The 13,840-nt window shown below is 59.6% G+C and carries 12 protein-coding genes; 8 read left to right on the top strand and 4 right to left on the bottom strand.

What is annotated here, in order from left to right:
• Window positions 1–23 precede the first annotated feature (23 nt).
• A complete protein-coding gene (hldE, locus tag AC2T3R_RS23785) occupies window positions 24–1,445 on the top strand; it encodes a bifunctional D-glycero-beta-D-manno-heptose-7-phosphate kinase/D-glycero-beta-D-manno-heptose 1-phosphate adenylyltransferase HldE (protein WP_013974472.1) in 1,422 nt (473 codons plus the stop codon).
• Between the two features lie 128 nt (window positions 1,446–1,573).
• Here hldE and AC2T3R_RS23780 read toward each other — a convergent pair whose 3' ends face one another.
• From AC2T3R_RS23780 to AC2T3R_RS23765, 4 genes are all read right to left on the bottom strand, one after another.
• Complete coding sequence (locus AC2T3R_RS23780) at window positions 1,574–2,542, bottom strand: metal ABC transporter ATPase (protein WP_486744349.1); 969 nt, start codon at window positions 2,540–2,542, stop codon at window positions 1,574–1,576.
• Between the two features lie 50 nt (window positions 2,543–2,592).
• Window positions 2,593–3,405, bottom strand: a complete 813-nt coding sequence (locus tag AC2T3R_RS23775; RefSeq protein WP_410952235.1) for an aldo/keto reductase — start codon at window positions 3,403–3,405, stop codon at window positions 2,593–2,595.
• Window positions 3,402–4,577: an NAD(P)/FAD-dependent oxidoreductase gene (locus tag AC2T3R_RS23770; RefSeq protein ID WP_410952236.1), complete on the bottom strand. Its 1,176-nt coding sequence runs from the start codon at window positions 4,575–4,577 to the stop codon at window positions 3,402–3,404. Before AC2T3R_RS23770 ends, AC2T3R_RS23775 begins: the two co-directional genes overlap by 4 nt.
• Window positions 4,578–4,776: 199 nt before the next feature.
• Window positions 4,777–5,109, bottom strand: coding sequence for a DMT family transporter (locus AC2T3R_RS23765; RefSeq protein ID WP_008095055.1), 333 nt, complete (start codon window positions 5,107–5,109; stop codon window positions 4,777–4,779).
• An 87-nt stretch (window positions 5,110–5,196) separates the two neighbouring features.
• Here AC2T3R_RS23765 and AC2T3R_RS23760 point away from each other — a divergent pair, with 87 nt between their 5' ends.
• The 7 genes from AC2T3R_RS23760 (at window position 5,197) to AC2T3R_RS23730 (ending at window position 13,549) form a co-directional block, all read left to right on the top strand.
• Complete coding sequence (locus AC2T3R_RS23760) at window positions 5,197–6,087, top strand: LysR family transcriptional regulator (RefSeq protein WP_013974467.1); 891 nt, start codon at window positions 5,197–5,199, stop codon at window positions 6,085–6,087.
• An 11-nt stretch (window positions 6,088–6,098) separates the two neighbouring features.
• On the top strand, window positions 6,099–7,370 hold the full coding sequence (gene waaA / locus AC2T3R_RS23755) for a lipid IV(A) 3-deoxy-D-manno-octulosonic acid transferase (protein ID WP_486744348.1): 1,272 nt from the start codon (window positions 6,099–6,101) through the stop codon (window positions 7,368–7,370).
• 238 nt (window positions 7,371–7,608) lie between these two features.
• A complete protein-coding gene (locus AC2T3R_RS23750) occupies window positions 7,609–9,756 on the top strand; it encodes a type I secretion system permease/ATPase (protein ID WP_486744347.1) in 2,148 nt (715 codons plus the stop codon).
• On the top strand, window positions 9,753–11,171 hold the full coding sequence (locus tag AC2T3R_RS23745; protein ID WP_410952239.1) for an HlyD family type I secretion periplasmic adaptor subunit: 1,419 nt from the start codon (window positions 9,753–9,755) through the stop codon (window positions 11,169–11,171). The genes AC2T3R_RS23750 and AC2T3R_RS23745 overlap by 4 nt, the downstream gene beginning before the upstream one ends.
• Window positions 11,172–11,717: 546 nt before the next feature.
• Window positions 11,718–12,521 (top strand): hypothetical protein, encoded by an 804-nt coding sequence (locus AC2T3R_RS23740; RefSeq protein WP_410952241.1) that lies wholly within the window; start codon window positions 11,718–11,720, stop codon window positions 12,519–12,521.
• Window positions 12,518–12,685, top strand: a complete 168-nt coding sequence (locus AC2T3R_RS23735; protein ID WP_232880758.1) for a hypothetical protein — start codon at window positions 12,518–12,520, stop codon at window positions 12,683–12,685. Before AC2T3R_RS23740 ends, AC2T3R_RS23735 begins: the two co-directional genes overlap by 4 nt.
• 99 nt (window positions 12,686–12,784) lie before the next feature.
• The gene (locus tag AC2T3R_RS23730) at window positions 12,785–13,549 is read left to right on the top strand and encodes a hypothetical protein (RefSeq protein ID WP_410952242.1); all 765 of its coding nucleotides are present in this window, start codon (window positions 12,785–12,787) and stop codon (window positions 13,547–13,549) included.
• Window positions 13,550–13,840 lie beyond the last annotated feature (291 nt).

Raw genomic sequence — 13,840 nt, 5'->3', positions numbered from 1 at the left:
CATTATTTCCATATGGGTTGCCCATGAAGTTGTCCATGCCGCGTTTCGATCAAGCCCCGGTACTGGTGGTCGGCGATGTCATGCTCGACCGCTACTGGCATGGCGGTACTTCACGTATCTCGCCTGAAGCGCCAGTCCCGGTGGTCAAGGTCGATCAGATCGAGGATCGCCCCGGCGGCGCGGCCAACGTTGCCTTGAACATCGCCGCCCTGGGTGCACCGGCTTCGCTGATTGGCGTCACCGGCCAGGATGAGGCCGCCGACAGCCTGGCCAACAGCCTGCAAGCTGCAGGCGTGCGCTCGGTGTTCCAGCGCATTGCGCACCAGCCGACCATCGTCAAGCTGCGGGTAATGAGCCGTCACCAGCAGTTGCTGCGCATCGATTTCGAAGAGCCATTCGCTACCGACCCGCTGTCGCTGGGTGCGGAGGTCGACAGCCTGCTCGAGGGCGTCAAGGTGCTGGTCCTGTCCGACTACGGCAAGGGCGCACTGAAAAACCACCAGAGCCTGATCCAGGCCGCGCGGGCCAAGGGCATTCCGGTGCTGGCCGACCCCAAGGGCAAGGATTTTTCCATCTACCGTGGCGCCAGCCTGATCACTCCCAACCTCAGCGAGTTCGAGACCATCGTCGGCCGTTGCGCCGATGAGGCCGAGCTGGTAGCCAAGGGCTTGCAGCTGCTGCAGGACCTGGACCTGGGCGCCTTGCTGGTGACACGTGGCGAGCACGGCATGACCCTGCTGCGCAGCGGCCAGCCGGCCCTGCACCTACCGGCGCGGGCGCGTGAAGTGTTCGATGTGACCGGTGCCGGTGATACCGTCATCTCCACTCTCGCCGCGGCCATCGCTGCCGGCGAGGACCTGCCCCACGCGGTGGCCCTGGCCAATCTGGCAGCGGGCATCGTGGTCGGAAAGCTGGGTACGGCTGCGATCAGCGCCCCCGAGCTGCGCCGGGCGATCCAGCGTGAGGAAGGCTCCGAGCGCGGCGTGCTGGGCCTGGAGCAACTGCTGCTGGCCATCGACGACGCGCGGGCGCACAAAGAGAAGATCGTCTTCACCAATGGTTGTTTCGACATCCTGCATGCCGGGCATGTCACTTACCTGGAACAGGCGCGGGCCCAAGGCGATCGCCTGATCGTCGCGGTCAATGACGATGCCTCGGTCAGCCGCCTGAAAGGGCCGGGCCGGCCGATCAACAGCGTCGACCGGCGCATGGCCGTACTGGCCGGGTTGGGGGCAGTGGATTGGGTCATCAGCTTCCCCGAGGGCACGCCGGAGAACCTGCTGAGCCAGGTCAAGCCGGACGTGCTGGTCAAGGGTGGCGACTATGGCATCGACCAGGTGGTGGGTGCCGATATCGTCAAGGCCTATGGCGGTACCGTGAAGGTGCTGGGGCTGGTCGAGAACAGCTCGACCACGGCGATCGTCGAGAAGATTCGCAAGAACTGATGCTTTGGGGCTGCTGTGCAGCCCTTCGCGGGCGTGCCCGCTCCCACAAGTACGGCGCAGGCTTGAGGATTACACCGCTCCTGTGGGAGCGGGCATGCCCGCGAAGGGCCGCCTGGCGGCCCCAATCATCATTTATGCAGCGAAGTACGCGCCCGCTCCAGCAGCGCTAGCGCCTTGTCGCCAAACCGCTGCAGGTGCGATGCCCGCACCGGCTTGTTCTCCACCAACCCCTGCTGCTTCACCCAATCCTTCCAGCGCACCCGCTCGTCCGTGACAACCCAGCCATCCTGCCGGGCAAAACTTTCGGCCAGGTACAGCCCGCGCGTGCTTGCCGGCACCAGTTCGTCCTTCTTCACGGTATACAGCTCAGCCAGTGGCTGGCCGTCCTTCAATGGCATCAGGTACAGGTCTGGTCGTTTGCGATTTAGCCGCGCCACCAGTTGGTCGCCCTCCAGCCGCTCATCAACGTGGAACAGGCTGAGCTTCTTGGCGTCCCGTGGTACCTGCAGGCGCATATCGTAGATCAGTTGCAGCGAGGCGGTGGGCAAGTGCACATACGCGCGTGGCCGCTCCAGCAGCATCAGCTTGCCGCAGTGCACCGGGCGCGCGGCACCGGACTCCGGGGCCAGCACGAAGTGCGGCGTTTCGCGGTAATGCAGGGCGGCAGCGTAGGGCACCGGCAGCCAGGTGTCATTGAAGCGCCCGCCCAGCCAGCCTTCCGGGGTTTCCAGCAAGCATTCCTCGGCCACTTCCTGCACGGCCGTGTGCAATGGCAGGTTCAGTTCTTGCGCCGGCACATAGCCGGAAATCAGTTTCAGCACCACATCGCCACGGTCTTGCCGGCGCTGACGTACCAGCACCCAGTAATCGCGGTTCTGCCAATGCAGGGTCAGCCGTACCGACACGCCAAGGTTGGCCAGTTCGATCACGAAGCGCTGCACGTCGGGCAGCTGGATAGCCTTGCGCCGTTGTTGGATCTGGGCAAAATTCAGCGGCATCCCGATGCTCTGGTAGATCAGACCTTCGGGCGTGGCCTCGACATGTAGCGGTAGTGTCTTGAAGTTGCTCGGGTTCTTGCGGATCAGCGTTCGCGCCACGAGGCTCCTCCTTGCGTCGGGTCAGTCCAGGCCCATGGGCCTGGGGCAACTCAATGCTGGCCCAGAATACGGGCGACGGTGGCCACGTTGTGGGCCAGGTGCAACGGATTGATGGTGCCGACGATAGCACTGCTCACGCCCGGGTGGGCGAACAGCAGCTCGAAACTGGCTTGTACCGGGTCAACGCCCGGGGCAAGGCAGATATGCCCACTGGCCAGTGCCTTCTTCACCAGGATGGCCTTGCCGTGTTCGGCAGCGTAGTCCAGCACCGGGCGTTCTGCCTGTTCGTTGAGGTTGTAGGTGACCATGGCGCAGTCGCCTTGCTCCAGTGCCTTCAGGCCGCCGGCGACGGTCTTGCCAGACAGGCCGAAGCCGAGGATCTTGCCCTCCTGCTTGAGCTCGGCAAGGGTCTGGTAAACCTCCTGCTGTTCGAGGATCGCCAGGTCGTTGCCGTCCGAATGCACCAGCACCAATTCGATGCGGTCGGTTTCCAGGCGCCGCAGGCTTCGCTCCACCGAGCGGCGGGTATGGGCGGCGCTGAAATCGAAGTGCGATTGGCCGTTGTCGAACTCTTCGCCAACCTTGCTGACGATCACCCATTCATCGCGCTGGCCGCGCAGTAGCGGGCCCAGGCGTTCTTCGCTGCGGCCGTAGGCTGGGGCGGTGTCGATCAGGTTGATACCCAGCTCGTGGGCCTGGGCCAGCAGCAGGCGGGCTTCGTCGTCGCCGGGGATGGTGAAACCGGTAGGGTACTTGACGCCCTGATCGCGGCCCAGCTTGACCGTGCCCAGGCCCAGCGGCGAAACCTTTAAACCGGTGCTGCCCAAGGGGCGATGGAAGTCGTGCAGGGTCGGCAGGCTCATGGCAGCAGTTGCTCCCAGGCCGGTACGCCCAGCGGTGGGCGTGGCAGGTCAGCCAGGTCGGCCTGCGCCTGTGGGCGGATACCGTCGCGCTCCAAGTGGCTGATGACCCGGTCGCTGAAGTCCGGTGCCAGGGCCAGCTTGGTCGGCCAGCCCACCAGCAGGCGTTGCTGGTCGGCGAGGAAGGCGTTGTCCGGGCGTACCAGGCCCGATTGCGCCGGTTCCGCTCGGTCGACCCGCAGGGTGGCCCAGCGCACTTGGCTCTGGTCGACCCATGGCAGCAGGCTGGCGATTTCTTTCTGTGCCGCGGCGATTTGCGCAGCCGGCTCGCGGGCAACGCCGTCGGCTTCGGCCAGGTCGCCACCCAGGTACCAGACCCACTGGCCATCGGCGGCCGGGTGGGTGGTCACCGTCACCCGTGGCTTCGGCCCGCCGCCCAGGCAATGGGCGTAAAGCGGTTTAAGGTTGGTACCCTTGGCCATCACCATATGCAGCGGGCGTGTCTGCATGGCTGGCTGGTTCAGGCCTAGGGCATGCAGCAGCTGCTCGGTGCCGGCGCCGGCGCTGAGCACGATACGCTGGGCGCGGATGTCGCGCTCGTCGACGCGCAGGCCAACCAGGTCTTCGCCCTCGCGCAGCGGCTCGATGTGCTCACCGGCCAGCAGGCTGTCGCCTGCCAGCTCGGCCAGGTTGGCCAGCAGGCTGGGCACGTCGATGACCAGCTCGGCCAGGCGATAGACCTTGCCCTTGAAGGCGCGGTCCTGCAGCGCGGGCGGAAGTTGCTCGCCTTTCACCTGGTCGACCCTGCCACGCACGGCCTTGCTGGCGAAGAAACTGGTGAGATTGCCGGCCAGGGTGCCAGGCGACCACAGGTAATGCGCGTCGGACAGCAGGCGAGTGCGGGTCAGGTCCAGCTCGCCGCTGCCGCTCAGCGCTTCGCGCCAGCGTCGCGGCATGTCGGCGATGGCTTCCGAAGCGCCGGTGAGGGCGCCATGCAGGGCGTACTTGGTGCCGCCATGGATGATGCCCTGAGACTTGATGGTCTGCTCGCCGCCAAGGCTGGCGCGTTCCACCAGTACTGTCGAGTAGCCCAGCCGGCGCAGGCGGGCATTGAGCCAGAGGCCTGCGACCCCTGCGCCGACGATCAGTACGTCAGTGGAAATGGCGGATGGCATGGCGGTACCTCGAAGACTGGGACAGCTGGCAAGTATACAGGGTCGGGCCGATGTGGGCTTTGCGTTCCTGGGGCTGCTGCGCAGCCCTATCGCGACACAAGGCCGCTCCTACAGGCCCCGCGCATGCCTCGGTCCCTGTAGGAGCGGCCTTGTGTCGCGATAGGGCCGCGAAGCGGCCCCAAAATCCATCAGGCAAACATCAATGTCCAGCAGTCTTCGAAAACAGCTGAATCACCACCACCCCACCCACAATCATGGCCATCCCCAGCATCGCTGGCACATCCAGCTTCTGCCCATAGATCACCAGCGCTGCCACACTGATCAGCACAATCCCCAGCCCCGACCAGATGGCATAGGCGATCCCCACCGGAATGCTGCGCACCACCAGGGTCAGCATCCAGAAAGCAATGCCGTAACCAACCACCATCAGCAGCAACGGCAAGGGCGTACTCAAGCCTTTCACCGCTTTCATGGAAGCGGTGGCGATGACTTCGGCGCAGATGGCGATGGCGAGGTAGGTGTAGGCATTCATGGCGAGATCCTCCGTTAGCTGGCCGCAGATTCTAGTCCCACCCCGAATGGGGTAAAGTCATTACCTATCACTATGCGAGATAGGTCGATGGCCGAGCACTGGAACCTTGAACAGTTGCGTACTTTCCTGCGCGTTGCAGAACTGCGCTCGTTCTCTGCCGTGGCCCGCGAGCAGCGCAAGGCCCAGTCGGCAATAAGCAGCGCGATCGCCCTGCTCGAAACCGACCTGGGGGTAACCTTGTTCGAGCGCAGCAGTGGCCGGCAACCCAAACTGACCGAGAACGGCAGCGCCCTGTTGGAAGATGCCCGCGAACTGTTGCGCCAGTGCGAGCGTCTGGATGGCCGTGCGTTGGCGCTGATGCGCGGGCAGGAGGCCTTGTTGCGGGTCGCCCAGGACGAAGCCATGCCCTATCAGCCGGTCATTGACAGCCTCGACGAACTGGCCAGCCGCTACCCGTTCCTGGAGGTGCAGCTGGCCAGCGGTGCCCAGGGCGATGTGGCGCGCAAGCTGGTGGAACGGCGCGCCGATCTTGGACTGTTCTTCCACCACGAGAGCATCCCGGCTTCGCTGGAGCGGCGCGCCTTGGGTAGCGTCGAAATGGTCACGGTATGCGCGGTCGGTCACCCGCTCGCCGGCGAAGGCCGGGTTACCCGGCAGCAACTGGCGCGCCACCGACAATTGCTGATTGCCCCGCAGCAAAGCGGCTACCCCGGCGGCGAAGCGATCAGCCCGCAGGTATGGCGCGCCGACAGCTTCTACGCCATGGCCGAACTGCTGATGCGTGGCCTGGGCTGGGCCTGGCTGCCGCGGCACGTGGTGCAGTACCCGACCTATCAGGCGCACATGGTCGAACTGGACAGCGAGTGGCGGCCACCGGCCTTGGTGGTGGAACTGGCCTGGCGCCGCGACGAGCCGCTGGGGCCTGCTGCGCAGTGGCTGGCCGAGCGCTTTGCGGTGCACCTGCGCGCGATCGGGTAAACTCCGCGGCCATGAACAGAACTATCTATACCTTGTTGTTTCACCTGGGCCTGCCGCTGGTTGCGCTGCGCCTTTATCTGCGCGCGCGCAAGGCGCCGGCCTATGGTCAACGCATTGGCGAGCGCTTTGCTTTCAGGCTGCCGCCCATGCGCCGGGGCGGCATCTGGGTGCACGCGGTATCGGTGGGCGAGAGCATTGCGGCGGCACCGATGGTGCGCGCCTTGCTCAAGGCCTACCCGGAAATGCCAATCACGCTTACCTGCATGACCCCGACCGGTTCAGAGCGCATTCGTGCCATGTTCGCCGACGAACCACGCGTGCAGCATTGCTACCTGCCCTACGACCTGCCTTGGGCGGCAGGGCGCTTTCTCGACCATGTGCGGCCGAAGCTGGGCATCATCATGGAAACCGAGCTGTGGCCCAACCACATCCACCAGTGTGCGAAGCGCGGCATTCCGGTAGCGCTGGCCAACGCACGCTTGTCTGAGCGCTCGGCCCGTGGCTATGGGCGCTTTGCCGGGCTGACCCGGCCGATGCTGGCCGAGATGAGCCTGATTGCCGTGCAGACCGAAACCGAGGCCCAGCGCTTCCGTGACCTGGGTGCGCGTCCGGAGTGCGTGCAGGTCACCGGTTCGATCAAGTTCGACCTGAAGATCGATGAGCAACTGTTGCCGCGTGCCAAGGCATTGCGTGAACAGTGGGGGGCTGCACAGCGCCCGGTGTGGATCGCGGCCAGTACACATGAAGGCGAGGATGCGCTGATCCTGCAGGCGCACCGGCAGTTGCTGCAGGTGCATGGTGATGCCTTGCTGATCCTGGTGCCGCGCCACCCGGAGCGCTTCGCAGCGGTGCATGCGCTGTGCAGCGAACAGTTCACCACCGCGCGCCGCTCTGCCGGCACGCCGGTCGATGCGCAGACTCGCGTATTGCTCGGCGATACCATGGGCGAACTGCTGTTCCTCTATGCCCTGGCCGACATTGCCTTCGTCGGTGGCAGCCTGGTGGCGACCGGCGGGCACAACCCGCTGGAGCCCGCGGCGCTGGCCTTGCCGGTACTGATGGGGCCGCATGTGTTCAACTTCCTTGAAATCAGCGCGATGCTGCGCGAGGCGGGGGCGTTGCAGCAGGTGGATGATGCCGACGGGCTGGCCGAAGCAGTGCGGCGGCTGGTCGAGTTGCCGCAGGATGCACAGCGCATGGGCGAGGCGGGCAGGGCGGTAATGCGGGCCAATCAAGGGGCTTTGCAGCGGTTGCTCGATGGGCTGGGTGCCTTGATCCGTTGATTTCCGACATATCCACTCAAATGCCCATTCTAGAGTGGATATGATTAATTTTAGTCATTCTTTCCTACGGCACTAGGTATAACTTCCTATATTGAATTTTTCGTCGATAGGAAATTTCCTACGAATAGTGCTTTAAAGTCAGAAGTGTCCCACGCATCTGTCGGACCCTTGTAGGACGCTTGTCCTATTGCTTCAGGCTAGTATCACCTCATATTCAGTTTTTATATGAGGTGGCGTGGTGCCTGATTTGACTTATGGGTGTAATACCAGCGCTATTGAAAGTGGGCTGGTCTGTCTGATCACGCTGGCGCGTTATCATGATATAGCTGTCTCTGCCGAGCAGTTGCAGCACGATCATGCACCAGCGGGTGAGCGATTCTCGACTGGCGCAATACTCCGGGCATTTCAGCAACTAGGTCTCAAGGCCAAGCATCGCAGCATCGATCCGAATCGGCTTAAGCATGCGCCATTGCCTGCCATAGCCGTGGATACGCGTGGTGAGTATTTCATCATCGCTCGCGCGGAAGGTGAGCAGGTTCTGGTGCAAGACCCAGGTTCCCGTGCACCACAAGCACTGACCTTGGCAGAACTTGCCATGCGCTGGTCGGGAGAACTCATTCTGGTTCGCTCCGATGCCCAGTTGCCGCATGGGCTGTCGCGTTTCGATCTGACCTGGTTCATTCCAGCCGTGGTGAAGTACAGGCGGCTATTTGGCGAAGTGCTTGTTGTCTCCTTGGTCATTCAGATATTGGCGTTGCTGACACCTCTGTTCTTCCAAGTGGTAATGGACAAAGTACTGGTGCATCGTGGGTTGACCACACTGGATGTTATCGCCCTGGGCTTGTTGGTCGTGGTTCTATTTGAAACATTGCTGAGTGGTTTGCGTACTTATGTGGCAGCTCATACAGCGTCAAGGATTGATGTCGAACTAGGTGCAAGACTGTTCAGGCACTTGGTCGATCTTCCCGCCGCCTACTTTCAGGCCAGGCGAGTCGGTGACTCGGTTGCCCGAGTACGCGAACTGGAGAACATCAGAAGTTTCCTGACCAACAACAGTATCACGCTGTTGCTGGATGTAGTGTTCACGGTGGTCTTCATCGCTGTCATGTTCCTTTATAGCGGCTGGTTGACGTTGGTGGTCGTCGGCTCATTGCCTTTATATTTTCTCGTATCCCTGGTCGTTACCCCACTGCTGCGGGCGCGGATCGATCAGAGTTTCCAGCGCGGCGCCGAGAATCAAGCATTTCTGGTGGAGGCGGTGAACGGCATCGATACGCTGAAGTCGATGGCCGTGGAACCGCAGATTACCCGGCGCTGGAACAATCAGTTGGCAGCTTATGTATCGGCCAGCTTCAAGACCCAGAGCCTTTCCAACCTCGCGAATGAGAGCGTAGGCCTGATCGGCAAGCTGGTCACGGTCGCCACGTTGTGGCTGGGGGCTCGCCTGGTCATCGACGGCGAACTCACGGTGGGCGAACTGATCGCCTTCAACATGCTGGCAGGGCGCGTCTCGCAACCCATTATCCGGCTGGCTCAACTCTGGACCAGCTTCCAGCAGACAGGCGTATCGATTCAACGCCTGGGCGACATTCTCAACACCCGTACCGAGGTCAACCAGGGCAAGGGCACGGTGCTGCCAGCACTAGCCGGGCAGATCGAGCTCGATCGTGTGTGTTTTCGCTACCGGCCGGACGGGGGGGAAGTCGTGCGCGATGTCAGCCTGAAGATTGCTGCCGGAGAAGTGGTTGGCATTGTAGGTCGCTCGGGGTCAGGCAAGAGCACGCTGACACGCCTGATCCAGAGGTTGTACTCACCCGAGCGGGGGCGGGTATTGCTCGACGGTGCTGACTTGGCGGTAGCCGATGTGGCTTCACTGCGTCGGCAGATCGGTGTGGTGCTGCAGGAGAACGTGCTATTTCGGCGCACCGTGCGGGAGAACATCGCCCTTGGCAACCCGGCGGCACCGCTTGAAGAGGTCATCGCCGCAGCGACGCTGGCGGGGGCCCACGAGTTCATCCTCGAATTGCCGGATGGCTATGAAACCTTGGTCGGCGAGCACGGTGCCAGCCTGTCAGGTGGCCAGCGACAGCGCATTGCCATCGCCCGGGCGCTGTTCGGCAACCCACGCATCCTGATTTTCGACGAGGCCACCAGCGCGCTGGACTATGAGTCCGAACGGATCATCCAGCAGAACATGGCGCGGATCTGCGCGCAGCGCACGGTGATCATAATTGCCCACCGGCTTTCGGCTGTACGTCACGCCGACCGTATCGTGGTCATGGAGCGCGGGCAGATCATCGAGCAAGGGCCTCATGACGAGTTGGTGGGCAAGCCACAAGGCACCTACGCCTATCTGTATCGGCTGCAACTTGGGGCTGCCGTATGAGCACGGCCTTCAAGGAGCTTTTCGAGCGCTATCGAGAAGCGTGGCGAGGGGCCTGGAGACAGCGCCGACGCATGGATGGCCCCATCCGTGAGCCGGATGAGCTGGCCTTTTTGCCTGCGGCACTGTCCCTGCAGGAAACACCAGTACATCCCTTGCCGCGCTACCTGCAGTGGAGCCTGCTGACGTTCATCGGGCTGGCGCTTGTCTGGGCTTGCATCGGTGAGATCGACGTCGTTGCCAGTGCCGAGGGCAAGATCGTACCCAGCGGCAGGAGCAAGCTGATCCAGGCCAGCGAGGTCGCGGTGGTGCAGGCGATCCATGTCGTCGATGGCCAGGCAGTGCGCAAAGGCGATGCGTTGGTCGAGCTGGAAGGGCAGTTGACCGAGGCCGATGTAAAGCGCTTGGGCAGCGAACTGCTGGCGGCGCGGATCGACCAGGCACGAGCCAGCACACTGCTGAGTGCGCTGGACGGCGATGACGCGCCTGCTTCCCTGGCACCACTGATACCGCAGGCCACGGCCGCGCAGCAGGCAAACGCGCAACGCTGGCTGGAAGGGCAGTACCTCGAGCTTCAGGCCACGTTGGAGCAGGCTGATGCCGAAATCGGTCAACGCGCTGCCGAAATCCGTTCTGCCCAGGGCCGGGCTGACGCGCTCCGGCAACTGCTGGTTATCACCCGCCAACTGACGGCGGATTACAAGCTTTTGTTCAGTGAATCGGCCGTGGCCAAGCACACCTACCTGGAAAAGGAACAGGCCCGCCTGGAGCAAGAGCGCGAACTGGCACTCCAGCGCTCACGCATCGACGAACTGAACGCTGCACGGCTTGCCGCTCAGCACCGTCGTAGCGGTGCCATTGCCCAGCTGCGCAGAGCCATGCTCGATCTTCACGGTGATGCGCAGCGGCGCATTGCAACCCTTGAACAGGAATTGAACAAGGCCGAGCAGCGCCATCGCCTCAAGGTCCTGACATCACCCGTTGACGGTACCGTCCAGCAATTGGCCATCCATACCCAAGGTGGTGTGGTTACACCCGCGCAGACATTGATGGTCATTGTACCAACGGGCCAGCCGGTGGAAGTGGAAGTGAAAGTCGAGAACAAGGATATCGGCTTTGTGTATCCGGGGCAGCCGGTGGAAGTGAAAGTCGAGACGTTCACGTTTACCAAGTACGGGGTTGTGCCTGGTGTAGTTCAGAGCATTTCACATGACGCCATTGAGGACGAGCGGCGGGGCTTGGTCTATAGCGCTCGGGTCCAATTGGGTAAGGAAACGTTGCGCATAGGGGAAAAGGATATGCCGTTGACAGCGGGAATGTCTGTGCGTGCGGAAGTAATTGTAGATAGGCGGAAAGTTATAAGTTATTTCCTGAGCCCGCTGCAGCGGCATATGAATGAAAGTCTAGTGGAGCGATAAAAATGAGTTCGGAGCGAGCGCAAAAAAAAAGGCGGCTGGATAATGCTATACGAGATTGTATGGAATGCACTTAGAGTTAGTGCGGCAGTCGCTTTATGTGTTCCTGCTGGTTGTGCGGGGCTGGCTTTCGGATATGTCATGCTCAGTGGAAAACCAAGGCCAATTGCACCATATGATGACAGGCAAAGTATTGTGAAGATCGAATGTGGGTGGGATAAGCTAGATAAATGGAATGAAATAGCTTTGCAATCCAAGAATTTCTTGAAGTCTAATGAAAAATAGGGAGGTGTGACGAGGCTAAGCCATTCTGATATAGAACTTGCGAGGGTCTTGCTGAAAAATGAAGGCCTGTCGGCGATGTACCCTGCGCAGTAATTTTGGCTGCTATAGCAGGTTTTCATGGTGTTGGACTCATGGGTTCAGATACTTTCGGAGCTAGGGGCAGGATATCCGTGCTGTGCGAAAGAAATTTCGAAGTCGCTTATGATTTGTCTGAAGCTCAGTTGGCCTAGTGCCTGATATAGGTAGGCTGGCTCTAGGGGGGTAATGGTTACGTTCAAATATTTTTTGTTTTTTTTGAAGGTGCTGCTCGGGAGGCTGAGTGCGATTGGCAATTTTTTTGGTCGTGTGTTGTGGCGCCTCAGCAAGCTATTGTTATTTCTAAGTATCGTCTGGCTGTTGGTTGCCGTTGCTACTACCTCGACTTGGGCACCCAAGAAATTCACTGCCTCTAGTCCAATGGTATGTGGAAAGATCTCAGGTGTTGTTTATGAGCTTCCTAGGAGATATGTAATCTATTGGCCGGAATATGAAGGTGAAAGTTCCTGGGAGCCGGGTTTCGTAAACAACAAAAAAGGCTGTGGTGCAAATTTGGTCTCGCTCTATATGGCAATGAGTTGGCCGGAGATGCAGCCTGTCCCTTACGGTGAGGCAACATCTTTCAGTTTTGGTGGCGTGACCGTTGCCGTCGAGCCCTGGGTTCATGGGGCGACCGGGTTAGAAAAGAGACTCAAAAGTTATCTTCGGGCAACCCCGATAACGGCGTTTGAACAGGCAGGTTACGAACCAAACATTGGAATGACATATGTAGAGGGTGTCAGTAGAGTTTTTCCTGGAGATAAGCAGGACTTTTTCTGGCTGGAAAAGGATGGGCGCATGCAATACATAGTTTATTGTGTAAGGGCATATGATGAAGATAATTCTTACTGCGATTTGAAGTTTGTGCTTTCTGGTGGGGATGCTCTTGTGAGTGTTAAGTTTCTGCGGGGTAAGCTAGGGGAGTGGAGGAGTATGGTAAATAGAGTTGAGGAATTTCTAAAGCGAAGTGTAAAACAAGGAGAAGGTAAATGATCAGGCTCGAGGTTGCAGATATTGAAGAGGCGAGTGTCGCTCTAGAGGGTAAGGGGCTGTCAGCGATTTACGACCTGTTGGCTGCAAATGGAGATAAATATGCAGAGCTCGCTCAGGGGGGCGTAGGAGATGAAGAGTTGCCACTTGCTGCGGGTATGACATAGCGGGCGGAGGTCGTTGTAGATAGGCGCAGAATTATAAGTTACTTCCTGGGCCCCATGCGGTGGCATATGCAAGAAAGCTTGAAGGAGCGCTGAGTGATTATGAGGAAACTGTTCTTTCGGTTTTGCCTGTGGGCTTGGAATTTTCTAAGAGTTTGTGCTGCTGTACTCTTATTGATTCCCGTGGTCGTGATGATAAGTGTGGCCTGGAAAAGTGAGCCGTGGAAGAAAAGGGAGAGGATAGCCGTTGATCCTATAGTATGTGGGAAAATATCAGGGAAGGTATACGAATTTTCAAGGTTGTATTTTCCGTTCTGGCCAGAGTACGAAGGAAAAAGCTCTTTTGATCCTGATTTTGTCAATAACAAAAAAGGCTGTGACGCAAGTCTTGTATCTGTTTTTTTATCAATGACCTGGCCGGGACTTGCTCCGGCGGACGATAGCTTGGTGTTTAGGCAGGGCTTGGAGCATGAAGGGTTATTGGTCGCTGTGGCCCCGATAACTGCAAGAGAGGGAGATTTACGACTTAAGCTCGAATTTCTTCTGCGGAAGAGCCCTGCAGAAACAATAACGGTTGCTGAATACGATGAGTCATACAGCCTCTATCGCGTAGAGGCGCGTGACGCTGTCTTTGAAAATCACAAGAAGCTTATCTACTGGGAAGGCGAGCTCGATGATATGACTTCTGTGGGGTATTGCGACTGGCGGCCAAAAATACCGAATTACTATTCATGCGAAATGACTTTCGTGGTGTTCGGGGACGTACTGGTCAAGGTGATAATGCGCCCTGACAAGTTGGGGCAATGGTTGAAGGTTAGACGCTCAGTGGAAGAGTTTTTAATTGCTAGTATAAAGCGAGGTGAATAATGTCTGGGTTGACCAAGGAAGATTTAGAAAAGGCGCGTAATATCTTGGATTCCAAAGGTGTTGGCGATATGTATGATTACATGGCTATGAAGGGGGATCGATATGCGATACTTGCCAACGGCGTTGCTAAGGGTAACTCCATAGCAGGGTTGGCTGCTATAAATTTCATGAGGAGAACTGAAGCAGATGCCGGGCGTCCCATGAGTGAAGCAGATGTAGAGCAAGTAAGGTTGGAGATGGGAAAGGCTTATCTGGAACTTCAAGAGCGCAGGGTGAGCGAAGGGAGGGCTG

It is taken from the genome of Pseudomonas sp. PVC-5-1 (genome assembly GCF_057444345.1).
Note: the sequence above shows the minus strand (reverse complement) of the source record. Positions and strands in the feature narration are given on the sequence as shown.

Coding starts and splice junctions, on each gene's coding strand:
- AC2T3R_RS23730 (WP_410952242.1), top strand. CDS start 12,785: ATGAGGAAACTGTTCTTTCGGTTTTGCCTGTGGGCTTGGAATTTTCTA.
- AC2T3R_RS23745 (WP_410952239.1), top strand. CDS start 9,753: ATGAGCACGGCCTTCAAGGAGCTTTTCGAGCGCTATCGAGAAGCGTGG.
- AC2T3R_RS23740 (WP_410952241.1), top strand. CDS start 11,718: ATGGTTACGTTCAAATATTTTTTGTTTTTTTTGAAGGTGCTGCTCGGG.
- AC2T3R_RS23760 (WP_013974467.1), top strand. CDS start 5,197: ATGGCCGAGCACTGGAACCTTGAACAGTTGCGTACTTTCCTGCGCGTT.
- AC2T3R_RS23735 (WP_232880758.1), top strand. CDS start 12,518: ATGATCAGGCTCGAGGTTGCAGATATTGAAGAGGCGAGTGTCGCTCTA.
- AC2T3R_RS23770 (WP_410952236.1), bottom strand. CDS start 4,577: ATGCCATCCGCCATTTCCACTGACGTACTGATCGTCGGCGCAGGGGTC.
- hldE (WP_013974472.1), top strand. CDS start 24: ATGAAGTTGTCCATGCCGCGTTTCGATCAAGCCCCGGTACTGGTGGTC.
- waaA (WP_486744348.1), top strand. CDS start 6,099: ATGAACAGAACTATCTATACCTTGTTGTTTCACCTGGGCCTGCCGCTG.
- AC2T3R_RS23775 (WP_410952235.1), bottom strand. CDS start 3,405: ATGAGCCTGCCGACCCTGCACGACTTCCATCGCCCCTTGGGCAGCACC.
- AC2T3R_RS23765 (WP_008095055.1), bottom strand. CDS start 5,109: ATGAATGCCTACACCTACCTCGCCATCGCCATCTGCGCCGAAGTCATC.